Below are 21,506 nucleotides of genomic sequence, written 5' to 3' on the forward strand. Positions count from 1 at the left end.
GCGCCCGTTGTGTGGTGTCAGCGGTGTGGGAGCCTGGGGGTGAACGGGACAGGTGCCTTCCTCCTGCTGACGGCCTCGCGCGCGAGGCCGTCAGTGCCGGAATTACCGGTGTCGAGAAGGTGCCGCAGGCCCAGGCTGCGAAGGGCTCGGTGGGGTCTGGCCACGCTGTGCCGTTCGTGCTGCAACGCTCGTGCGGGCTTGGGCGGCTCGTGCTCGGGCGCTGGGGGCCTGCCGGGCGGCGAGGCGTTGGATGCGCCAGGTGAGGGTCCTGGCGGTGGAGCGGGCGTCGTCCAGGGTGCGCCGGCGGGCGGCATGCTGGAGGAGCAGCTCGGGATCGTGGCCGGCGGTCTCGGCTTCGGTCAGGGCGGCGGCGAGTGCCGGCCAGGCGGGGTCGTCGAGGATCTGCTGAGCGTGTTCGGGCACGATCACGAGGATCCGCTGGGCGTGCCGTTCCATGGTGCGGGCCGGTGGTTGGCGCTGGGCCAGGGCGGCCAGTGGCTCGGCAGCAGCCTGTTGGGAGACGGCCTGCAGGTGGACCAGGGCCTGGTGGGCGGCGGCGACCTGCTGGTCGTGCTGGCGAGCCTGGTGCCAGCGGGCTGTGGCGAAGATGACGAGCACTGCGATGTCGAGGAACATCGCCAGCCCGGACCCGTCACCGGTGACCGGCACGGTGCGCAGCGCGCGGACGGCGCCCCGGAGGGCGCGTGCCTGGTCCTGCTGGGCGCGGATGCGGGAGCGGGTGGCGCGTTCGAACGCTGTGGCGGCCTGTTGCAGCTGTGGCCGCAGGTGGCTGGGGGCGAGCAGCGGCAGGACATCGATGGCTTCGCCAAAGGCTGCGATGTGGGCCTGGGCTGCCGCGTCGTCACCGTGGTCGAGGTGGTGGGGGATGCGCTCGGCCGCGGCGGTGGCCTGGTACCAGGGGTTGGGCCTGCGCCGGCTGCCCGGCTCCGCTGCGGGCGGAGCCTCGATGGCGGTGAGGCGTTCGCGGATCTTGGGGAAGGACAGGTCGGGGGCGAGTTTGGCGCCGGAGAACCAGATCGGCTCGCCGGCGGCGTTGGTGTCGCCTGCCACGGCGACCTTGTACCCGCGTACGTCGCCGGAGGGAAAGTGCTGAACATCGACGAGGACGCCTTCGACGCCGTCGAGCAGGTGGAGGAATTCCTCCGGGCTGGTGGCGATGGACACCAGCTGGCGGACGGTGGTGCGCAGGCGCTCGCGGGAGGTCCGAGTCGTGCCGGCGCGGCGGGCTTTCTCCATCTCGGCGCGGGTGGGGCGCTTGGTGGCGGTGCGGTCGCCGCGCACGACCTGCAGGAGTCCGTATTCCTTCTCGATGGCGGCGAGTTCCTTGTCGGCCTTCAGGTAGTCGTTCCAGTGGCGGGCGGTGCTCAGGTCTCCTCGGACCTTGGTGGCGGCGATGTGGATGTGGTCGTCGGCGTGGCGTACGGCGACCCAACGGCACCCGTCGGGGTCGCCTTGTGGCGCGATGCCGGTGGCCGCCACAATGCGGCGCGCGATGTCCGCCCACTCGGCGTCGGTGAGGTGCCGGTCGCCGGGGGCGGCACGTACCGAGCAGTGCCACACGTGCCGCTCGGGTACCCGGCCCAGTCGGCGGGCTTGCTTGACCCGCAGGTCGAGGTCGGCCACGAGGCGCTTCTTTGTGGCGTCGAAGTCGTCGGCGCGGCCTGGGTCGGGTGCGAAGCCGTCCCAGGAGGCGATCAGGTGCGGGTCGGTGTGGTCCTTGGCCTTCTTCGTGTCGAACAGGTACCGGATCAGGCCGGCGGTGTCCTTGCCGCTGCCGATCTTGGCGATCACTGGGCCGCCTTCGCGGAGACAGCGTGGTTCATGGTCTGCGCGATGTCGCCGATCGCGGCGCGGACTGCGTCCAGGGTGCGCTCGGTCTGCGCGAGGACGGCGGTGTCCACAGGGTGTGGATCCCCTCCGGCGTTGAGGCGGTGGGCGATCTGGTTGACGTTGTTGCCGATGCGGGCGACCTCGGCCCGCAGGGCGTCGAGCTTGTCGAGGCAATCATCGAGCTGGGTGCGCTGCCCGGCCAGGCCCACGGTGAGATCGCCATCGAGGTAGGCCATGATCACGGCGCCGACGAGGTGGGCGCCGGCGATGCCCATCTCACGGGCCCGGGTGAGGATCCGGGTCTTCTCGTCGACGCTGTAGCGGACGTCGACACGCTTTTTGCGCTGGACGTCCTCGCGGGAACGGCGGCGGGCGAGACGACGCAAGGTGACTTCGTCGGCGCTGGCGGCGGGCGACTGCTCGGCTGCGTCGGCGGGTGCCTCCTCCTCGGGCACCCCCTGGTGCCCGAAGCCCTCCGCCACCCCCGGGGCAGAGGTGTCCGCGTTGGACCGGCCCTTGGACGGTCCAACGTCATACCTTGCTGGCTGGGTGACGGCGGTGGTCACCTCCTGCTGGCTGGTGGGGAGTTCATTGTGGAGGTCGGGCATAGAGCGGTTCTCCATGTGGTGTTGCGGTGCGACGGTGACGCGATTCGACGGCTGGCTCGTCCCCGTACTGGTCAGCGCGGGGACGAGCGAGAGAAGTCGAGTTCGCAGGGTGGTGGGTGCTGCTGGGAGCCTCAGAGGGCGTTGGCGGGTTCCTTGTCGGGCTCGGCCCGCCACTGGCTGGCGGCCTGGTCGAGTTCGACCTGCACCCAGTCCTTGATCCGGGTCAGGCGGTCCTTGCCGATGCGGTAGCCGGCGTCTCGTATCGCCGCCTCGATGTTGCGGCGTGACGCGCGGCCTCCGCGTCCCAGCGGTGCCGCGCGGGCGAGGGCGAGGAGTTCGTCGAAGGTGACGTCGCGTTCGTGGCCCTCTGCCGTGGCGAGCGGTTTCCGAGCCTGCGGCACATTGGCGGCGTCCCGCACCACGTCGCGGGGGCGACCGGCCACATCGGGCATCTCTGCTTGCTCTGGCAGACCGGCGTTGCCCTCGGATGACGGAGTCGGCTCGGCGTAGTCGGTGTGGTTGTGGCCGTAGCCAGGGGCGTTGTGGCTCTTTGTGGTGGCGACCTCTTGAACGTGGCGTGTGGGGTGGCGGCGGATGACCAGGTCAAGGTGGACGGCTCCGGCCAGTGCCAGCGGGGCGATGGCTGACAGGGCGCCGACGGTGACGTCGTCCAGGTGGAGCCCGGTGGTGTGAGCCTGCTGGTTGAGGCGGACGGCATGCAGGGCGTTGGCCCAGATGCTGGTGATCGTGGCGATGCCGACGAGTGCCCAGACGTACAGCCGGGAGCGCCAGGGTGCGGTGCGCAGGATGAGCAGGGCGGCGACGCCGATGGCGATGAAACCGTCGATCACCAGGGGGAAGGCGTACGTGAGGATTCCGCGGGCGTGGATGGCGACGGCCATCTGCCGCAGAGCGTCGTAGGAGAGGGCGAAGCCGATCGTGCCGACCAGGGCGACCCCGAGGCGGATCGCTGCGGTCAGTACCGGCGCAGGAGCTTGGGCGGTGCGTGAAGGCAAGCGGGGTACTCCAGGCGGGGAGCGGGTGCCATGGGCACCGAGTGAGGCTGGTGGGAGGGGGTGCGCACTCGTCGCACTCGTCGCGTGCCTGGTCACAGCAGGTACGGAAGGTTGGCGTGATACGAGTGGACTCGTCACGGCGAGGACACTCGTCGCGGGGCTGACCTGCGACGCGACGAGTGCGACGAGTCTTTACGAGTGCAGGCCCGGGCCGGGGGCGGTGCTCTCGTCGCCGCTGTCGGGCGTCGGCTCCTCGGGGCAGTAGCGGGCCCAGGCGTCGGCGAAGCGGAGGCGGGCGAAGCCCTTGGCCTGCCGGCCGCCTTCAAAGCGGTGAGTGGCGGCCTTGATATCGAAGTCCTTGAGGAGGATGCCCAGGTGGCGTGGGCTCAGGCCGGCGGTGCCGTACTCGGCCCACGGCGCCTCCTGGTCCTTGAGGAGCTCGTCCAGCAGGTCCCGGGTGCGCATGATGTCGGGATCACCGCAGCGTGCGAAGGCGCGCCGGATGTCCTGCAGCAGGCGGGTCTTCAGGTTCGACTCGTCGTCCTTGCCTGCCTCGGCCGCGCACATGGACGCACACGCGGCACGGGCCTCCTCGGGCCAGGTGCCGCCCGCCAGTTCCGCGACGATTACGAGCGGTTCCCAGGTGTCTGCCGCCCGGTCCTGCACCGGCATCGGCGGTACCAAGTCCGCTGCGGTGTCCATCAGGGGGCGCAGCCAGGCGGTCAGCCGGTCGCGCAGGCCGTGCAGGGTCGGGATGTCGCGGCGGGAGCGGAACTGCTCGACCCGCTCACCATCCTTGCGGCGCTGCATGCGGATCACCACCGCCCGGTCCATGACCGTGTCCGGTAGATCCCCGATGCCGGCGAGCGCTGCCATGGCGAAGGTGGGGAACGCCTGAGGCTTGTGCTCGGGCCCGGAGATGCGCAGGGCGGGCCGGTTGCGCTGGTGGCCGGCATTGAGCAGGCCGCGCAGCTCCTCGTTCTTCTCGGCGGCCTTGATGCTGCCGAAGATGGTGTCGGCCTCGTCCACCAGCAGGGTGGGCGGGTCATCGCCGATGGCGCGGAAGACGACCGCCGGGCTGGTGTTGACCGTGATCAGCGGCTCGCGCACGGTCTCCGTGATCACATCCAGCAGGCGGGACTTGCCGCACCGTTTCGCCGGTCCGACCACCGCGAGACGAGGCGCGTGCTGGAGGGCGGGCTGGATGTGCGTGGCCGCGACCCACAGTGTGACGGCGGTCAGCGCCTCGCTGCTGGGCAGGATCACGTACCGGGCGATGGCTTCCCGCAGCTCGTCCAGCAAGGCGGCGCCCTCTGGAGCCTGGGGCGGCTTCTCGTCCTCGGCGGGCGAGGGTTCGGGTATTGCGGGAGCTGCCTGGCCGGGGACGGCGACGGGCGGCCAGGTGGGCGTCGGGGATGCGGTAGGGGTGGTGGAGGACGTAGGTTCGTCCACAGGTGTTCCTCCCTGGTGGGCCGGACGGGCAAGGCCCGGCCCACCGGATCGGTCATTCAGGGGCGATGGGGCAGGGACTGTGCGGCTCTCGGCGGTGGCTCGCCGAGAGCCGTTTCGCTGTCCCTGAAAGGGCGGCGTCAGACCACGAGGTCGTACGTGGCCTGGGCGTTCAGCCAGGCGTCCACCTCGTGCCAGCGGTAGCGCAGGTGGCGGCCGACCTTGTGCACGTTGGGGCCGACGCCCCGGTACTTCCACTGGTAGAGGGTCTTCACCGGCACCCCGAGGTAGGTGGCGACCTCCGCAGGGGTGGCCAGCGGGCCGCGCTGGGCAGCTGCGGTGGCGACAGGGACGTTGGTACCGCGGGGAGAGGTCTTCGGCACAGGGCTCCTTTTCGGTGTTGAACAACGGGCCTGGACAACACAGCCACACCGCCCAGGGAAAAGTCCAGAGTTAGTTCTGAAACTCTGTACTAGTTCTCTCGGCGTGGCCGGGAGAGACCAAACAGTAAGGGCGGATCCCCGGTTGCCGAAATCGCTCCCGCAGAGCCTGGAATTTTTCTGTGGCGCAACGGCTGGCAGAGGGGTCGGAATCCGGTACCTCCGCAGCTCAGAGATAGCGCCCAGCAGTCATCAGTGGCGCGGTCAGCCTGCCGGACACTATGGCTGATAGTCGCTCAAATCGCCCATCTCCATGACGCGGAGAGAAGATAGCACGGCCTCTCCGCTGAAAAGGCTCGTGATGTACCGGAATTCGGCGAGACGAACACCGCTTCGCCCCCGGGCGACCTTTATAGAGTTTAAGAACTAGCTCTTGCCATGACGGCCGGATGCAAGTTACAGCTACCTGTCATGGCAACCCGACCTGTCGAAATAGGCCCCGCCGGCCTCCACACCGCCCGCGCCATCGAGCACCTACGCCTCGTGCGCAGCCTGACCCAGCACCAGCTCGCCGCCCGCTGCACCGCGCTGGGCCGCCCGATGTCCAACACCGCCCTCAGCCGAACCGAACGCGCCCACCGACGCTGCGATGTCGACGACCTCGTCGCCATCGCCACCGCGCTCGGTGTTCCTCCCATGGCCCTGCTCCTGCCGCTCCCGTCGGTGTCCAGTAATGACCGGAGGGGGTGCTAGTTGGCGCGGGTCTGGATTGAGGACCGCATCGGGCACGGAACGTACGTACGGGCCGTGGCGGAAGCCAAGCGGGCGGGCCGTACGCCGCCGGGGCGGTACCGCGTGCGCTGGTACGACCCCGATGGCAAGCCGAAGATGAAGACCTTCGCCCGCAAGGTCGACGCCGAGGCGGAGCGGACGAGGATGGAGTCCCGTCTCAACGACGGCTCCTACCGTGATCCGGCCGCCGCGCGCGTGAAGTTCGCAGAGGTGGCGGAGTCCTGGCTGGCCGCGCAGATCCATCTCAAGCGTTCGACCCGGGGTCGCTATCGCGGCGTTCTCGACGTCCACGTGATCCCCAGGTGGGGCACCACACCGTTGGACCGCATCCACTTCGAGGACATCGCCGAGTGGCTCGCGGACCTGCTGTCCGGCGAGGCGGCAGGCGGCAGGAAGCTCAGCCCTCGGTCGGTCCGCAAGGCGTACGTCGTCCTCAGCCGCGTTCTCGGCTACGCGGTCAAGGCTCGTCGTCTGGCGGTCAACCCGGCTGTCGGCGTGCCCTTGCCGAAGGCGGCGCCGGCCGACCACGTGTACCTCGATGACATGCAGGTCGACGCGCTGGCCAACGCGTCGGGCGCCTACCGGGTGTTCATCCTGCTGCTGGCCTACACCGGCCTGCGGTGGGGCGAGGCGTCCGCGCTGAAGGTGGGTCGCGTGGACCTGGACGCCTGCCGAGCGCACATCGTCGAGGCGTACGCTGAGGACAACGGCAAGCTCTACCTCGACACCCCCAAGAACCACGAGCGCCGGTCGGTACCGATCCCGCGGTTCCTGGCAGAGGAGTTGAAGCCCCACCTCCAGGGCCGGGGAGATGAGGAGTTGCTCTTCACCGCCCCTCAGGGAGGCCCGCTGCGTGCCCGTAACTTCCGTCAGCGGTTCTTCGCGCCGGCGGTCGTGAAGGCCGGGCTGGGGCACCTCAAGGTCACCCCGCACAAGCTGCGTCACACGGCGGCCTCGCTCGCCATCGCCAGCGGCGCGGACGTCAACGTCGTACAGACGATGCTGGGCCACAAGTCCGCGACCCTGACGTTGGACACGTACGGCCACCTCTTCCCGGACCGTCTGGACGAGGTGTCGAAGAAGATGCACAAGCGCCGCGCCAAGCAGTTGGCCAAGGCGAAGGCCAAGCTGGAGAAGGCGGAGAGGAAGGCTCGCGAGGCCGCCGAGACGGTGGCCGCCCTGGAGGAAGACGCCGCGTGATGTGTGCCTAATCCGTGCGGGGGAGCCGTAGTCGAAGGGGCCGCCCCACCACGCTTTTGCGGTGGGGCGGCCCCTCGCCGCTCCCTCGGATCAGATGCCGCGCGGTCGGCGGCCTTCCTGCCAGGCCCCGTCAATCGCTGCAGCGGCCGTGTCTCCAGCCAGCTGCTCGATCTCCTCGGGAACCTCCCGCTCGTCGAGCACAAAGAGCCGGCCACCGACGAGCTGGGTGGTCGCCTTCCAGCCGAGACGACGCCCCGCCTCCCGAGCGGCACGCCGGACGTCCTTGAGCTCGCCCATCTCCGCGAGATCGTCGCTGCTCAGGATCAGATGCCCGTAGTAGCCCTGGTACTCGGGCTTGAGCGCGGCCCGCATCAGCGACTCAAGGCGGTCGATCAACTTCTCGTGCCGGCGCCGGGCCAGATCATCCTTGACGGGCATCCTGCCAGCTCCCCACCGTCCGCGCGCATGGCATGTGTGCCATATGTGTGCTGCAAGCGCAGGAGCCCTCCCGTCCGCTGGACGGAAGGGCTCCTGACCTGGTGCTTTGCTGTGCCCCCGGCAGGATTCGAACCTGCGACACCCGCTTTAGGAGAGCGGTGCTCTATCCCCTGAGCTACGAAGGCGGGGCCTGATCGTGGACGGTCCCGGTCGGGTGTCTCCGTCAAGCCCTGAGCGTCCTGGACCGGTGGCTGGTGCCTGCCAGGGCGCTCGATCCACAGGGTACCGGATCGGTGCTGCGGCGGGTGGGGGTGGAGTGCCGGGCGGTGAGGAGGCGTCCTTCCGTGCCGGTGGCCGTGCGGCTCGCGTCAGGATTCGCCGAACAGTACCCAGAGCGCCATCAAGGTCAGGAAGCCGGTCACCGCCAGTGCCGGGAGGCCGAGGACCGCGGCGGCCACCCCCCATCGGGTGCGTCCCCGGGGTGCCTCCGCCGGCCCGCCGGCGTTCGCCGTTGCCTGCTGTGTCTCCGTCATGAGTCCGCCTGTCGATTCGGAACTGCCTTGCACGGCATTTCAGTTGGTACCAGACCGAGGGGGCCGGTGCGGTGATTGTCGTCGATCGTGCCGCGTCGCACCGTCTTCGTCGTCGGGGTCAGCCCGACGACGTACGGGTCACCCGTACCCGGTACTCCTCCGCTCCCGCCGCCGTCACCGCCACCCGGACGCCCGTCCGGCGGTCCACGAAGCTCTCGCCCGGTGTGAACGTCGCGTCCGAGAGTTCCGCGTGGACGTTGGGGGAGCGGGTGCAGCCGCCGCTGTCACGGCGGGAGTCGAAGACGGTGATCGGGCCCATGCCCGTGTCGACGTCGGCGTCGACGCGGTAGACGAGGACGCCGGGGCGGCACACGGCCTCGTCGTTGCCGGCGCGGGTGCGCAGTTCGACGGCGTAGCCGGAGTGGTCGTCCAGGGGGATGAAGACGAGTTTCGGGCCGCCGGCGCGGGCGAGGGAGGTGAGGGCGTACTCCCGTGTGCCGGGGTCCGCCGCGCAGCCGACCTGGGACGCGTCCAGCCAGCCCAGCTTCCACTTGTGCCAGGCGAGGAGGTCGTTGTTGGCGCCCCAGTCCTCGCTCATGATGTCCCAGTGGCCGACCGCGCCGCCGCCCTCGGCGGTGTACAGGTCGGGCAGGCCGAAGACGTGGCCGTTCTCGTGCGGCAGCACGCGGTAGCCGGTGCGGTCGTAGGAGCCGGAGCCGTCGTCCTGGCGGGAGTAGACGAAGGACGCGTTGGAGACGGGGACGCCGTCCGCGCTCGGGGCCTCCTTGTTGCCGGCGAAGGTGACGGACAGGACCGTGTCGAGGGCGGCGGGGCCCGCGTTGGGGGTCACCAGTACGTTCAGCAGGTCGTACGACTGGAAGTCCACCTCGGGATCGGCCTCGGCCACGATGTCGCGGACCAGGTCGCGGTAGCCGGGGTCGAAGGGGGCGCCGCGCTCTATGCCGTACGCGCGGAACGACTTGGGCATCCGGAGCCAGTCGGGGACGGGGAGTTCGGGGCGGTAGTCGAGGCGGCCGTAGGAGCTGGTGGCGAACCACTCGCTGGTCTCGGGGAAGAACTCGCGGTAGCGGTCGAGGGCGTCGCCCTCGCCGGGTGCGTCGGAGAAGTCGATCATCAGGGTGAGGGCGCGGACCGTGCCGGTGGAGCGGGTGTAGCCGGGAGCCGTGGGGATGCCCTCGGACATCTGGACCTCGCCCTCCGTGCTGATCATGCAGGGGCCGTGCGCGGAGGTGCGGGAGAGGGCGCTGGGTCCGGCGCCGACGGTGGAGGTGCCGGAGGAGAGGCCGCTGTTGCCGGCCGAGGTGCTGACGGCGAGGGTCAGGACGGTCACCGATGCCAGGGCCGCCAGCCGGCGCGGGGGTATCCGGCGTCGGCTCGGCTGCGGCTGCATGCGAGGACCTCCGCTCCACACGGCAGCCGCCGGTCTCCGACTGCACCCTCCCGATCACCCTGCGTCGCCGGGTGGACGGGCGCCCGCTGGGAGGTCCGATCGTGGGGCCGCGCGACCGGTGCGGTGTGAGGCGGGTCACAGGAAAAGAGGGCGGGGGTGGGAAATAACCGGGGATCGTTTCCCCGTTTAGACCTGTGTCCGAGCGAAACGGGGACTCGCTCCCCGGATCGCGGACATGACACAAGGATCAAGCCACTACGACCAGGAGTGCACCGTGCAGACCGCCACCCCCGTACCGCGCAAGGCGCCCCGGCCCCGCGCCGACGCCCTGCGCAACCGGGAGCGGATCGTCACCGCCGCCCGGGAGATGTTCGTCGAGTTCGGGCCCGAGGTGCCGCTCGACGACGTCGCCCGCCGGGCCGGCGTCGGCAACGCCACGGTGTACCGCAACTTCCCCGACCGCGACGCGCTGGTGCGCGAGGTCGTCTGCTCCGTGATGGACCGTACGGTGCGGGCGGCCGAGCAGGCGCTCAGCGAGACCGGGGACGCCTTCGAGGCACTGGAGCGCTTCGCGCACACGGCCGCCGACGAGCGGATCAGCGCGCTGTGCCCGATGGTCTCCAGCACCTTCGACCAGCACCACCCCGACCTGGAGGACGCACGCCGGCGCGCCGAGAGCCTCGTCGCGCAGCTCATGGACCGCGCCAAGGCGGCCGGTCAGCTCCGTACCGACGTGGAGTACGGCGATCTGATGGTGGGCGTCGCCCAGCTGAGCCGGCCCCCGGCCGGTACCGGCTGCGACAACGCCGACCGTTTCGTCCACCGCCATCTGCAGCTGTTCCTGGACGGGATGCGGGCCCCGGCCCCGACCGTCCTGCCGGGTTCGGCCGTGACCGTGGAGGATCTGCGCCGCTGAGCGATCTCTGACGCGAACGGGGTTTCCGTACCGGAGCGGGATCCCCGTACCAGAGCAGGACCCGTACCAGCGGCCGCCCCCCGGGGCGAGTCGTTCCCTTGACGACACCGTTTTTTCATCTCATTTTTCAAGATTTCCGTCACGAACTTCCGAAGTGGGTACCCCCATGTCTGACACAGCCTCAGCGGCCGGAAAGGTCCAGAGTGCCCGGAGCGCTCCGGACGGCCCGGACGCCAACCGCTGGAAAGCGCTCGTCTTCATCGCGCTCGCCCAGCTGATGGTCGTCCTGGACGCCACCATCGTGAACATCGCCCTGCCCTCCGCCCAGCAGGACCTGGGCATCTCGGACGGCAACCGCCAGTGGGTGGTCACCGCCTACGCCCTCGCCTTCGGCGGACTGCTGCTGTTCGGCGGCCGGATAGCCGACCTGTGGGGGCGCAAGCGGGCCTTCGTGCTCGGTCTGGGCGGGTTCGCCGTGGCCTCCGCGCTCGGCGGCGCGGCCACCAACGAGGCCATGATGTTCGGCGCCCGCGCCCTCCAGGGCGTGTTCGGCGCGCTGCTCGCGCCCGCCGCGCTGTCCCTGCTCGCGGTGATGTTCACCGACGGCAAGGAGCGCGCCAAGGCGTTCGGCATCTACGGCGCGATCGCCGGTGGCGGCGGTGCCGTGGGGCTGATCCTCGGCGGTTTCCTCACCGAGTACCTGGACTGGCGCTGGACGTTCTTCGTGAACATCCCGTTCGCCGTGGTCGCCGCGGCCGGCGCGTACTTCGTCATCCGTGAGCCGGCCGGCCGCAACCGCTCGCCGCTCGACGTCCCCGGTGTGCTGCTGTCCACGGTGGGCCTGGTCGCGCTGGTCTACGGCTTCACCCGCGCGGAGTCCGAGGGCTGGAGCGACTCGCTGACCGTCGGCATGTTCGTCGCCTCCGCCGTGCTGCTCGCCGCCTTCGTGGCGGTCGAGGCCAAGGTCAAGGCGCCGCTGCTGCCGCTGCGCGTGGTCACCGAGCGCAACCGCGGCGGGGTCTACCTCTCGCTGGGCCTGGCGATCATCGCGATGTTCGGCCTGTTCCTCTTCCTCACCTACTACCTGCAGGTCGTGAAGGGGTACTCGCCGGTCAAGACCGGGTTCGCCTTCCTGCCGATGATCGCGGGCATGATCACGGGCTCCACCCAGATCGGCACCCGGCTGATGACCCGGGTCGCGCCCCGGCTGCTGATGGGTCCCGGCTTCCTGGTCGCCGCGCTCGGCATGCTCTTCCTGACCCAGATGGAGATCGACTCCTCGTACGCGGCGGTCCTGCTGCCCGGCATGCTGCTGCTCGGCCTCGGCATGGGTACGGCGTTCATGCCGGCCATGTCGCTGGCCACGCTGGGCGTCGAGCCGCGTGACTCCGGTGTCGCCTCCGCGATGGTCAACACCTCGCAGCAGGTGGGCGGCGCCATCGGTACGGCGCTGCTGAACACGATCGCGGCCTCGGCCACCACGTCCTACGTCGCCGACCACATCGGTGGCGCCTCGAGCCGGTCCCAGCAGCAGCTGGTCCAGCTCCAGGGGCAGGTGCAGGGCTACACCAGCGCGATCTGGTTCGCCGTCGGGATCCTGGTGGCGGCCGCGGCCATCGCCCTGACCCTGATCAACGCCGGCCGGCCGGGCGGCACCGCGGTCGCCGGGTCCGCCGGCGGGAACGGTGAGACCGGCGAGGCCGTGGAGGGCGAGACGGCGGTTCCGGTGGTCATGCACTGACGGTCCGCCCGTCCCGCACCACCCGTTCGATCCGTCCCTCACCACCTGCTCCGTCCGTCCCGCACCATCCGTTCCGTCCGTCCCTCACCGCCCGTACGGAAGAGGAGGGGACGCCTCCTCCGTACGGCTTCCCGGACCTGCCCCGGCTCCCGCCACGTCAGCGGAGCCAGGGCAGGTCCGCGCCCGCTCCGCTCGGCTGAAGTCCCTCGGCGACGATCCGCATGATCTCGCCGAGGGACTTCTGCTGTTGCGGGGTGAGCCGGTCGAAGACCGCCTGGCGCACGGCGTCCACGTGGCCGGGCGCGTGCCGGCGCAGCACCTCCTGGCCCTCGTCCGTCAGTACGGCGAACTGCCCCCGCTTGTCGGAGGGGCAGTCCTCACGGCGTACCCAGCCGCTCTTCTCCAGGCGCGCGACGGCGTGCGAGAGGCGGGAGCGGGTGATCTTCGCGGACATCGCCAGTTCCGTCATCCGCAGCCGGCGGCGCGGGGCCTCGGCGAGCTTGACCAGCAGGCCGTAGTAGACGTGCGGCATTCCCGCGTCACGCTGGAGCTGTCGGTCGAGGTGGTCCTCCAGGAGGGTGGCGGCCTCGATGTACGAGCGCCAGACGCGCTGCTCCTCGTCGGTGAGCCAGCGGGGCTCGTCGGCGGACGCCGATGGTGCTGCGGGTGCCGTGTTCATGTACTCCACTGTACGGCCGTCCTTCTTGAATCTTAAACAAATTCATCGTACAGTCGTTGATGGAAGTTGAGACTTCAAGCAAGTTCGCCTCCTCGGAAGGGAGCCGCCGTCATGACCGCCGCCACTCAGGAGCGCATGCCCGCTCTCTACCTCAGTCACGGCGCCCCGCCCCTGGCCGACGACCCCGTCTGGCCCGGCGAACTGGCCGCCTGGTCGGCCGGACTGCCCCGCCCGAAGGCGATCCTGGTCGTCTCCGCCCACTGGGAGGAGGCCCCGCTCGCCCTCGGCGCCACCGAGACCGTCCCCCTGGTCTACGACTTCTGGGGCTTCCCCGAGCACTACTACCGGGTCACCTACGGAGCCCCCGGCGCCCCCGCGCTCGCCGAGTCCGTGCGCAAGCTGCTGCGCGCCCCCGGCACGCCCGTCCAGGACGTCCCCGACCGGGGGCTGGACCACGGCGCCTACGTCCCGCTGGTCGAGATGTACCCCGAGGCCGACGTCCCGGTGCTCCAGGTCTCCATGCCGACGCTGGACCCGGTGCGGCTGATGGAGATCGGGCGCAGGCTCGCGCCGCTGCGCGACGAGGGCGTGCTGATCGTCGGCTCCGGGTTCTTCACCCACAACCTCGCCGCGCTGCGGCAGGGCGGCATCCCCGCCTGGTCGGCGGAGTTCGACGCCTGGGGGCGGGAGGCCCTGGAGGCGGGCGACGTGGACGCGCTGCTCGACTTCACCCGCAAGTCCCCGGCCGGCCTGCTGGCCCACCCGCGCACCGAGCACTTCGCCCCGCTCTTCGTGACCATGGGCGCCGCGGACGCCGCCGGGGAGCTCGGGGAACAGAAGTCCGTGATCGACGGGTTCTGGCTGGGGCTGGCCAAGCGGTCGGTGCAGTTCGGCTGACCTCCGGAGGTACGGGGCTCCTCGTGACCTACGGGGCTACAGGGGCTTCTCGTACCAGGCCACGTCCCACCAGCGGCCGAACTTGCGGCCCACCTCCCGGTACGTGCCGACGTGCCGGAAGCCGAAACGCTCGTGCAGCCGCGCCGAGGCGTCGTTCGGCTGGGCGACGCCGGCGTAGGCGCGGTGCAGGTCCTCGCCCGCCAGGGCCTCGAAGAGGGTCTTGTAGAGGAGGGTGCCGATGCCGCGCCGGCCGGCGCCGGGGGCGACGTAGACCGTCGTCTCCACCGAGGTCGCGTAGGCGGGCTTGGGGCGGAAGGGGCTGGAGGTGGCGTACCCCAGGATCCGCCGCGACCCGGCGCCCGTGGCAACCATCAGGCGGTACGGGCCGTCTACAGGGTGGGAGAGCAGCCAGGGGAGGCGCTCCTCCGGAGTGAAAGGCGCCGTGTCGAATGTGATCGCCGTCTCACGCACGTAGTGGTTGTACAGGTCGGTGAGGGCCGTCAGATCGCCCTCCGTGCCCGGCCTGACCTGGACCTCTTCGTGCTCCGACGGCATCGGACCTCCTCGCGTGGCCCGACAGGATACTGCATGATCAGAAAAATCGGGGGGCGGGTTGGGAATTCTGTCCGGATTCCAGTCGTTGTTTCCATCGGATGCAGGGCACTCGACCAGAGTCCGGAGGGACCTGAGAGACGTGTCAGGCGTCCGCAGGACCACCCGCTGACCTCATCATCGCAAGGGAGCACGCATGGCAACCCGCGCCGTCGCCCGTCGTCAGTCCGCCACCGGCGAGACGGCCGACTCGGCACGCAGTGTCCGCGCCCATAGCGGCGAGATCGCCGACCGCGACCTGGTCGGCATGTACTTGGACGAGATCGCGCGCACGCCGCTGCTCGACGCCGCCAAGGAGGTCGAGCTGTCCCAGATCATCGAAGCGGGTGTGTTCGCGCGACAGATCCTCGACGGCCTCGAGGAGAACAAGGCCGGGGCCACCACCGAGGAGCTCAACGCCCTGTACGACGCCAGTGAGCGGGCCAAGGACGTCTTCATCCGTTCCAACCTGCGCCTGGTCGTCGCCGTGGCCCGCCGCTACCCCCGCAGCGGTCTGCCGCTGCTCGACCTGATCCAGGAGGGCAACGCCGGCCTGGTCCGCGCGGTCGAGAAGTTCGACTACCGCAAGGGCTTCAAGTTCTCGACGTACGCGACCTGGTGGATCCGTCAGGCCATCACCCGGTCGATAGCCGACCAGTCGCGCACCATTCGCCTGCCCGTCCACCTGGTGGAGGAGCTGGGCCGGATACGGCGGGTGCAGCGCGAGTTCAACCGCGAGCACGGCCGTGAGCCGGAGCCCGCGGAGGTCGCCGCCGAGCTCGGCTCCACGCCGGAGCGCGTCGTCGACGTGCTCGACTGGGCCCGTGACCCGGTCTCGCTGAACATGTCGGTGGACGACGAGGGCGAGACCCAGTTCGGCGACCTGCTGGAGGACACCTCGGCGGTGTCGCCGGAGCAGTCGGTGCTGACGCTGCTGCGCAGCGAGGAGCTGGACGACTTGATCGGCCGCCTCGACCAGCGCACGGCCTCCATCATCAAGATGCGGTACGGCATCGAGGACGGCCGCGAGCGCACGCTGACCGAGGTCGGCAAGGAGCACGGGCTGACCCGCGAGCGCATCCGCCAGATCGAGAAGCACGCACTGCTGGAGCTGAAGAAGCTGGCCCGCGACACCGGGTTCGACGCGGCGGCGTGAGAACGAACCGGGTCCGGCCCGGCGGAGCGACCGCCTGGCCGGACGCGGGAGCGTGACGGCTGGAACGGCGGCGCGGCAGCCGTGCCCGGTGCGGCAGTGCGACCGCCGGGCCGGACGCGGTGGCGTGAGGGTTCGGGTGGCGCGGTAGCGTGACGGGTGGGCTGTCGGAGGTGAACGTGGCGTTGCTGTCGCCGGGTTCGGCATGGGGGTGCTGATGCCGCCGTGCGGAGTCCGGGGGAGCGACGGGGGCCGTGCAGGGCCCCGGCCGCGTACGCCGGGTGGCGAAAGACCGCGCAAAACATGGCCGTTCCCCGCCGCTTCAACCCGCTGGACCCCGGGAACAAGAATGCAAGGACCAGGAGTTCGTACTTCGGGCCCCTGAGATCCTGGACCCACCGAGCCACGTCCCGACGCACAACCCCCCCCGGCGCCGGGACTTCCCAAAGCCGGGTCCGGCGCCCTCCCCCCGGGCGCCGGACCCGGCTTCCTCGTGCGTGCCGTCGGCCGGCGGGTCACCCCGGACCTGAACCCCGGGGTGGCCCGCCAGATGGCAGATTGTGTCACATGGGCATAGCCTGCCGGGCGTGAGCAGCACCACCCCGACGCCGCCTTCTTCCCCGCTTCCCGCGGTCTCGCTGACCGAACGGCGCAAGGCCGAGACCCGTATGGAGATCGCCCGCGCGGCGGCCGGTCTCTTCGTCCGGCAGGGCCTGCGGGCCACCCGTGCAGAGGACATCGCCCAGGCGGCCGGCATCGCCCCGCGCACCTTCTACCGGTACTTCGCCAGCAAGGAAGAGGCCATCGGCCCGCTCTACGCCACCGGCGCCCAGCGCTGGGTGGCGGCGGTGCGTGCCGCGCCCGCCGAGGTGCCCCTGCCGCAGGTGCTGGAGGACGCCGTGCGCCACACGCTCACCCCCGGCCTCGGTGTGTCGGCGGCCTCCTGGGACTGGGTGCGCACCCTGATCCGGCTGGCCGAGGCGAACCCCGCCCTGCGCCGGGTGTGGGCCGAGGTGTGCCGGGCGTCGGAGCGGAGCCTGGCGGAGGCGCTGGCGGAGCGGCTGACGGCCGCTCGGGCCCCGTACGACGCCGACAACGTTGCCGTCCACACCCGGCTGTGCTTCACCGCCGCCGTCGCGAGCGCGGCCGTCCGCACGGCCGTGGAGAGCTGGGCGGCCGGCGACGGCCCCGCCGAGGGCCCCCGTGGCCCGGCCGAACTGGCGGTCGCCAACCTCGCGGCGCTACGGGGCTTCGCGTGGGGGGACTTGGCGGCGGCTGACGACCGTTCCCGAGAGGCCTGACGCCAGTTCACGGTCCTCCCCGAGGAGCCTGACGCCGACTCACGGCCGTTCCTGTGAGGTCTGAGGTCAGGTCGTGAGTCCTCCCGTCAGGCTTGATGCAGGGCCATGGGCCTTTTCCGTGAGGCCTGACGCCGGGGCGTGGGTCCTTCCGGCAGGCATGACGTCGGCTCACGATCGTTCCCGTGAGGCCTGACGTCAGGTCACGGGCCCTTCTGAAGGGACCGACGCCACGTCACCCCGCACCGCCCGCCGCCCGGCTCATCCGCGCGCCCAGCTCCCGTACCGCCTCCACCAGCTCCGCAGGCTCCTGCACCGTGAACTCGTGCCCCAGCATCGCCAGCCGTACCGCCATCCAGTCCTTGGCGTCGCTCGCCGTCGCGCGCAGCCGGCAGCTGTTCTCGCCGAGCGGCTCGGGCGTGCCCATCCAGCCCGGCAGGCGGGCCGCGACCGCCCCGGCCGGTGCGGCGAAGGTGACGACCATCTCGTACGACTCCCGCGCGCGGTACATGGACCGGCGCAGGAACTCCGCCGCGCTCCCCGTCGGCAGTTCCCTCGGCGCGAACCGCGCCCCGGTCGCGAAGGGGTCGCTCACCCGGTCGACGCGGAACGTCCGCCAGTCCGCGCGGTCGAGGTCGTACGCCACGAGGTACCAGCGCCGCCCGGTCGACACCAGTCGGTACGGCTCGGTCACCCGCCGGGACTCCGTGCCGTCGGCGGCCCGGTAGGCGAACCGCAGCCGCTCGTGCCCGGCCACCGTGGAGGCCATGACGGTGAGCGTCTCCGGGGCGATCGTCGCACCGTCGCCGCTGGTCAGCGGGGTGGTCGCGGCCTGGAGCGTACTGACGCGGTGGCGCAGCCTGCCGGGCAGCACCTGCTCCAGTTTCGCCAGCGCCCGCACCGACGCCTCGTCCACGCCCTCCAGCGCGTGCCCGGCACCGGCCCGCAGTCCCACCGCGATGGCCACCGCCTCCTCGTCGTCGAGCACCAGCGGCGGCATCGCCTTGCCGGCGACGAGCCGGTAACCGCCGTCCGCGCCCATCGTCGCCTGTACGGGATAGCCGAGCTCGCGCAGCCGGTCGACGTCCCGCCGGACCGTGCGCCGGGAGACCCCGAGCCGGTCGGCCAGCTCGCCGCCGGGCCATTCGCGGGGCGTCTGGAGGAGGGAGAGGAGCTGGAGGAGCCGGGCCGGAGTGTCCGTCGTCATGAGAACGAGGATGCCGCAGAAGTAGGACCTGATCTGACCTACTTGGGGAATAGCTTCTGAGACATGAACTCCACCGACACCCCGCAGGCACCACAGCCCGTCGAGGGCGACCGTCGCCGCTGGTTCGCGCTGGCGATCGTGATGACCGCGGCCTTCATGGACCTCGTCGACGTCACGATCGTCAACATCGCGATCCCGTCGATCCGGCGCGACGAGGGCGCGACCTTCAGCCAGATCCAGTGGATCACCGCCGGTTACGCGCTGGCCTTCGCCGCCGGGCTGGTCACCGGCGGCCGGCTCGGCGACATCCACGGCCGCAAGCGGGTCTTCCTCATCGGCATCGGCGGCTTCACCCTCGCCTCCGCGCTGTGCGGGTTCGCCGTGAACCCCGAGATGCTGGTCGCCTCCCGCATCCTGCAGGGCGCCATGGCGGCGCTGATGGTGCCGCAGGTGCTGTCGATCGTGCACGCGACCTTCCCGCCGCACGAGCGCGGCAAGGTGTTCGGGCTGTTCGGCGCGATCGTCGGCCTTGGCGCGGTGTCCGGGCCGCTGCTGGGCGCGCTGCTGACCGAGTGGAACCTGTTCGGCCTGGAATGGCGGCCGATCTTCCTGATCAACCTGCCGGTCGGCATCGCGGGCCTGGTCCTCGGCAGCCGCTTCATCACCGAGTCGAAGGCGCCGCGCGCCCTGAAGCTGGACCTGGTGGGCGTCGCGCTGGTGACGCTGGGGCTGCTGATGCTGATCTACCCGCTGACCCGCGGGCGTGAGCTGGGCTGGCCGCTGTGGGGGTACGTGTCGATGGCCGGCGCGCTGGTGGTCTTCGGGGCGCTGGTGGCGTACGAGCGGGTCAAGGGCGCGCGGGACGGCTCCCCGCTGATCGAGCTGTCGCTGTTCAAGGTGAAGAGCTTCGCGGCGGGCATCGCGGTGCAGACGGTGTTCGGGGTCGGCCTCGGCGTCTTCTTCCTGGTCTGGACGCTGTACATGCAGGAGGGCCTGGGCTGGAGCGCGCTGCGGGCCGGGCTGACCGGGGTGCCGTTCTCCGTCGCGGTCTCCGCGGCGGCCGGGATGTCGGTGCAGCTGCTGGTCCCGCGTTACGGGCGCAAGGTGCTCCAGGCGGGCGCGCTGGTGATGGCGGCGGGCGTCCTGCTCTACATCTGGGAGTCCGAGCGCTACGGCATGGGCATCACCTCCTGGCAGATGGCGCTCCCGCTGGTGGTCATGGGCGTCGGCATGGGACTGATCGTGGCCCCGCTGACCGACGCGGTGCTGTCCGAGGTGCCGCGTGAGCACGCCGGGTCGGCGTCGGGGCTGATCAACACCGTGCAGCAGATGGGGAACGCGCTGGGGCTCGGCCTGGTGTCGGTGGTCTTCTTCGGGGTGATCGACGAGCGGCTCGCCCCGGCCGAGGTGGGCCCGGCCTTCGCGGACGGCTTCCAGCACGCGCTGGGCTACGTGGCCGCGGTGATGGGCGCGATCTTCCTGCTGATGTTCGCCCTGCCCAAGCGCCCCGCCCAGCACGTGGAGGGAGCGGGGGAGGCTCCGGTGGCGGTGGAGAAGGAGCGGGAACTCGTGGCCTGAGCGGGCCGACTCCGAGGGCCCGGCACCCCATGGAACTCATGGGGTGCCGGGCCCTCGGCGTGCAGACGTGCAGACGTGCAGGCGGTGGACGTGCGGACGTACGGGCATGAACGGAAGCCCGCTCATGCCCACATGTGCCCGTCTCTGTTTACTTCCCGGACATTCGGACGTACTCTGCGAGCGAAACCACACGTTCGGGCATGAACGGACTCGGAGGCACGCCACCATGTACGCACCGGAACGCCAGCAGGAGATCCTGCGGCTCGCCCGCGACGGCGGCCGGGTGGACGTGGTCTCGCTGGCCGAGGAGTTCCAGGTGACCGCCGAGACCATCCGCCGGGACCTCAAGGCCCTCGACCGCGCCGGCCTGGTCCGCAGGGTGCACGGCGGGGCCATCCCCGCCGGACGCCTCGACTTCGAGCCGGACCTCGCCGAGCGGGAGACGACCGCGGCCGACGAGAAGGACCGCATCGCCAGGGCCGCCCTCGCCGAACTCCCGGCCGACGGCACGCTGATCGTGGACGCCGGTTCGACGGCCGCGCGGCTCGCCGGGATCCTGCCGGCGGAGGCCTCCCTCACCGTCGTCACCCACAGCCTGCCCATCGCGGCCCGCCTCGCCGACCACCCCGGCATCCAGCTCCACCTCGTCGGGGGGCGCGTACGGCACCGTACGCGCGCCGCCGTGGACGCCTGGGCGCTGCGCGCGTACGCCGAGATCCGCGCGGACGTGCTCTTCGTGGCCGCCAACGGGTTCTCCGCCGAACACGGGCTGACCACGCCCGACCTCGCCGAGGCCGCCGTGAAGCGCGCGGCCATGGCCGCAGCCCGCCGGGTGGTGCTGCTCGCCGACTCCTCCAAGCACGGCCAGGAGCACTTCGCCCGCTTCGGCGACCTGAGCGACGTGGACCTGCTGATCACCGACAGCGGGCTCGGCCCGGACGACGCCGCCGCGATCGAGCACGGCGGCACGGAAGTGGTACGCGCATGATCCTCACCGTCACCCCCAACCCGTCCCTGGACCGCACCTACGAGGTCCCCTCGCTGGACCGCGGCGAGGTCGTCCGGGCCACCGGCGAACGCGTCGACCCCGGAGGCAAGGGCGTCAACGTCTCCCGCGCCGTCACCGCGGCCGGCCGGCGCACGGTCGCCGTACTGCCCCTGGGCGGCGCACCGGGCGCCCTGGTCGCCGACCTGCTCGACGCCCAGGGCATCGAGGTCGCTCCGGTCCCGGTCGCCGGCGCCACCCGCTCCAACATCGCGCTCGCCGAGGCCGACGGCGTACTGACGAAGATCAACGCGCCGGGCCCGGAACTGACCGAGGCCGAACGGGAACTGCTCCTGGACACCGTGCGCCGGCAGTCCCCGGGCGCCGACTGGATCGCCTGCTGCGGCAGCCTGCCGCGCGGACTCGCCCCCTCCTGGTACGCCGAACTGGTCACCCGGGTGCACGCCGCCGGCGTACGCGTCGCGCTGGACACCTCCGGACCGGCGCTGCTCGCGGCCCTGCGCGAACGGCCCGACGTGGTGAAGCCGAACGCGGGGGAGCTGGCCGAGGCCGTGGGGCGGCCCCTGATCACCGTGGGCGACGCGCTGAAGGCGGCCGAGGAGCTGCGGGGGATGGGCGCCCGGGCCGTCCTGGCGAGCCTCGGCGCCGACGGGCAGCTCCTCGTGGACGACGACGGCGCCTGGTTCGGCACCGCCGCGGTGGACGCCGTCCGCAGCAACGTGGGCGCGGGCGACTCCTCGCTGGCCGGGTTCCTCGTCGCCG

General features: G+C 71.1%; 21 protein-coding genes and 1 tRNA gene. 10 read left to right on the forward strand and 12 right to left on the reverse strand.

From position 1 onward, the window contains the following. Nucleotides 1–102: 102 nt before the first annotated feature. From B7767_RS09230 to B7767_RS09250, 5 genes are all read right to left on the reverse strand, one after another. On the reverse strand, nt 103–1,812 hold the full coding sequence (locus B7767_RS09230) for a relaxase/mobilization nuclease domain-containing protein (protein ID WP_085571752.1): 1,710 nt from the start codon (nt 1,810–1,812) through the stop codon (nt 103–105). Next, on the reverse strand, nt 1,809–2,459 hold the full coding sequence (locus B7767_RS09235) for a MobC family plasmid mobilization relaxosome protein (RefSeq protein ID WP_085571753.1): 651 nt from the start codon (nt 2,457–2,459) through the stop codon (nt 1,809–1,811). Before B7767_RS09235 ends, B7767_RS09230 begins: the two co-directional genes overlap by 4 nt. Before the next feature lie 131 nt (nt 2,460–2,590). Then, nucleotides 2,591–3,475: a DUF2637 domain-containing protein gene (locus B7767_RS09240; RefSeq protein WP_085571754.1), complete on the reverse strand. Its 885-nt coding sequence runs from the start codon at nt 3,473–3,475 to the stop codon at nt 2,591–2,593. A gap of 192 nt (nt 3,476–3,667) precedes the next feature. Beyond that, on the reverse strand, nt 3,668–4,927 hold the full coding sequence (locus B7767_RS09245; protein WP_085571755.1) for a DUF3631 domain-containing protein: 1,260 nt from the start codon (nt 4,925–4,927) through the stop codon (nt 3,668–3,670). A 137-nt stretch (nt 4,928–5,064) separates the two neighbouring features. Beyond that, nucleotides 5,065–5,307, reverse strand: a complete 243-nt coding sequence (locus B7767_RS09250; RefSeq protein ID WP_179167084.1) for an AlpA family transcriptional regulator — start codon at nt 5,305–5,307, stop codon at nt 5,065–5,067. A 468-nt stretch (nt 5,308–5,775) separates the two neighbouring features. On the opposite strand from B7767_RS09250, the gene B7767_RS09255 reads away from it, so the two are divergent. Together B7767_RS09255 and B7767_RS09260 are read left to right on the forward strand one after the other, a co-directional pair. Further along, nucleotides 5,776–6,057: a helix-turn-helix domain-containing protein gene (locus B7767_RS09255; RefSeq protein ID WP_107485938.1), complete on the forward strand. Its 282-nt coding sequence runs from the start codon at nt 5,776–5,778 to the stop codon at nt 6,055–6,057. A 54-nt stretch (nt 6,058–6,111) separates the two neighbouring features. After that, complete coding sequence (locus B7767_RS09260; RefSeq protein WP_242782240.1) at nt 6,112–7,296, forward strand: site-specific integrase; 1,185 nt, start codon at nt 6,112–6,114, stop codon at nt 7,294–7,296. A 90-nt stretch (nt 7,297–7,386) separates the two neighbouring features. Here the strand turns inward: B7767_RS09260 and B7767_RS09265 are convergent, their stop codons facing one another. The 4 genes from B7767_RS09265 to B7767_RS09275 form a co-directional block, all read right to left on the reverse strand. After that, nucleotides 7,387–7,734: a hypothetical protein gene (locus tag B7767_RS09265; RefSeq protein WP_085571756.1), complete on the reverse strand. Its 348-nt coding sequence runs from the start codon at nt 7,732–7,734 to the stop codon at nt 7,387–7,389. 112 nt (nt 7,735–7,846) lie between these two features. Next, nucleotides 7,847–7,919 (reverse strand) — tRNA-Arg (locus tag B7767_RS09270). A gap of 183 nt (nt 7,920–8,102) precedes the next feature. Further along, entirely contained in the window at nt 8,103–8,267 is a 165-nt protein-coding gene (locus B7767_RS46245; RefSeq protein ID WP_179167085.1) for a hypothetical protein, read from the reverse strand. 118 nt (nt 8,268–8,385) lie between these two features. Further along, nucleotides 8,386–9,678, reverse strand: a complete 1,293-nt coding sequence (locus B7767_RS09275; RefSeq protein WP_085571757.1) for a M6 family metalloprotease domain-containing protein — start codon at nt 9,676–9,678, stop codon at nt 8,386–8,388. 235 nt (nt 9,679–9,913) lie between these two features. On the opposite strand from B7767_RS09275, the gene B7767_RS09280 reads away from it, so the two are divergent. Both B7767_RS09280 and B7767_RS09285 read left to right on the forward strand, forming a co-directional pair. Beyond that, nucleotides 9,914–10,594 carry a TetR/AcrR family transcriptional regulator gene (locus tag B7767_RS09280; protein WP_085571758.1) on the forward strand — a complete coding sequence of 227 codons (681 nt, stop codon included), beginning with the start codon at nt 9,914–9,916 and terminating at the stop codon, nt 10,592–10,594. Between the two features lie 166 nt (nt 10,595–10,760). Next, complete coding sequence (locus B7767_RS09285) at nt 10,761–12,335, forward strand: MFS transporter (RefSeq protein WP_085571759.1); 1,575 nt, start codon at nt 10,761–10,763, stop codon at nt 12,333–12,335. A 157-nt stretch (nt 12,336–12,492) separates the two neighbouring features. On the opposite strand, the gene B7767_RS09290 is transcribed toward B7767_RS09285, so the two are convergent. Beyond that, nucleotides 12,493–13,014, reverse strand: coding sequence for a MarR family winged helix-turn-helix transcriptional regulator (locus B7767_RS09290; RefSeq protein ID WP_085571772.1), 522 nt, complete (start codon nt 13,012–13,014; stop codon nt 12,493–12,495). A 135-nt stretch (nt 13,015–13,149) separates the two neighbouring features. Between B7767_RS09290 and B7767_RS09295 the strand changes: the two genes are divergently transcribed. Next, nucleotides 13,150–13,911, forward strand: coding sequence for a dioxygenase (locus B7767_RS09295; protein ID WP_085571773.1), 762 nt, complete (start codon nt 13,150–13,152; stop codon nt 13,909–13,911). Nucleotides 13,912–13,947: 36 nt separating this feature from the next. Here B7767_RS09295 and B7767_RS09300 read toward each other — a convergent pair whose 3' ends face one another. Then, the gene (locus tag B7767_RS09300; RefSeq protein ID WP_085571760.1) at nt 13,948–14,466 is read right to left on the reverse strand and encodes a GNAT family N-acetyltransferase; all 519 of its coding nucleotides are present in this window, start codon (nt 14,464–14,466) and stop codon (nt 13,948–13,950) included. Nucleotides 14,467–14,659: 193 nt separating this feature from the next. Here B7767_RS09300 and B7767_RS09305 point away from each other — a divergent pair, with 193 nt between their 5' ends. Next, complete coding sequence (locus B7767_RS09305; RefSeq protein ID WP_085571761.1) at nt 14,660–15,658, forward strand: RNA polymerase sigma factor RpoD/SigA; 999 nt, start codon at nt 14,660–14,662, stop codon at nt 15,656–15,658. Nucleotides 15,659–16,242: 584 nt separating this feature from the next. After that, nucleotides 16,243–16,956 carry a TetR/AcrR family transcriptional regulator gene (locus tag B7767_RS09310; protein ID WP_107485940.1) on the forward strand — a complete coding sequence of 238 codons (714 nt, stop codon included), beginning with the start codon at nt 16,243–16,245 and terminating at the stop codon, nt 16,954–16,956. Nucleotides 16,957–17,188: 232 nt separating this feature from the next. On the opposite strand, the gene B7767_RS09315 is transcribed toward B7767_RS09310, so the two are convergent. After that, nucleotides 17,189–18,160 carry a YafY family protein gene (locus B7767_RS09315; protein ID WP_085571763.1) on the reverse strand — a complete coding sequence of 324 codons (972 nt, stop codon included), beginning with the start codon at nt 18,158–18,160 and terminating at the stop codon, nt 17,189–17,191. Between the two features lie 63 nt (nt 18,161–18,223). Here B7767_RS09315 and B7767_RS09320 point away from each other — a divergent pair, with 63 nt between their 5' ends. The 3 genes from B7767_RS09320 to pfkB all read left to right on the forward strand — a co-directional run. Further along, nucleotides 18,224–19,738, forward strand: a complete 1,515-nt coding sequence (locus B7767_RS09320) for an MFS transporter (protein WP_085571764.1) — start codon at nt 18,224–18,226, stop codon at nt 19,736–19,738. Nucleotides 19,739–19,964: 226 nt separating this feature from the next. Continuing rightward, nucleotides 19,965–20,726 carry a DeoR/GlpR family DNA-binding transcription regulator gene (locus B7767_RS09325; RefSeq protein WP_085571765.1) on the forward strand — a complete coding sequence of 254 codons (762 nt, stop codon included), beginning with the start codon at nt 19,965–19,967 and terminating at the stop codon, nt 20,724–20,726. Further along, nucleotides 20,723–21,506 (forward strand): 1-phosphofructokinase (gene pfkB / locus B7767_RS09330; RefSeq protein WP_085571766.1); only part of this gene is annotated, 784 nt, incomplete at its 3' end. The genes B7767_RS09325 and pfkB, both read left to right, overlap by 4 nt.

Source organism: Streptomyces sp. 13-12-16, from assembly GCF_002114215.1.
In the GTDB taxonomy this organism is placed as follows: Bacteria; Actinomycetota; Actinomycetes; order Streptomycetales; family Streptomycetaceae; genus Streptomyces.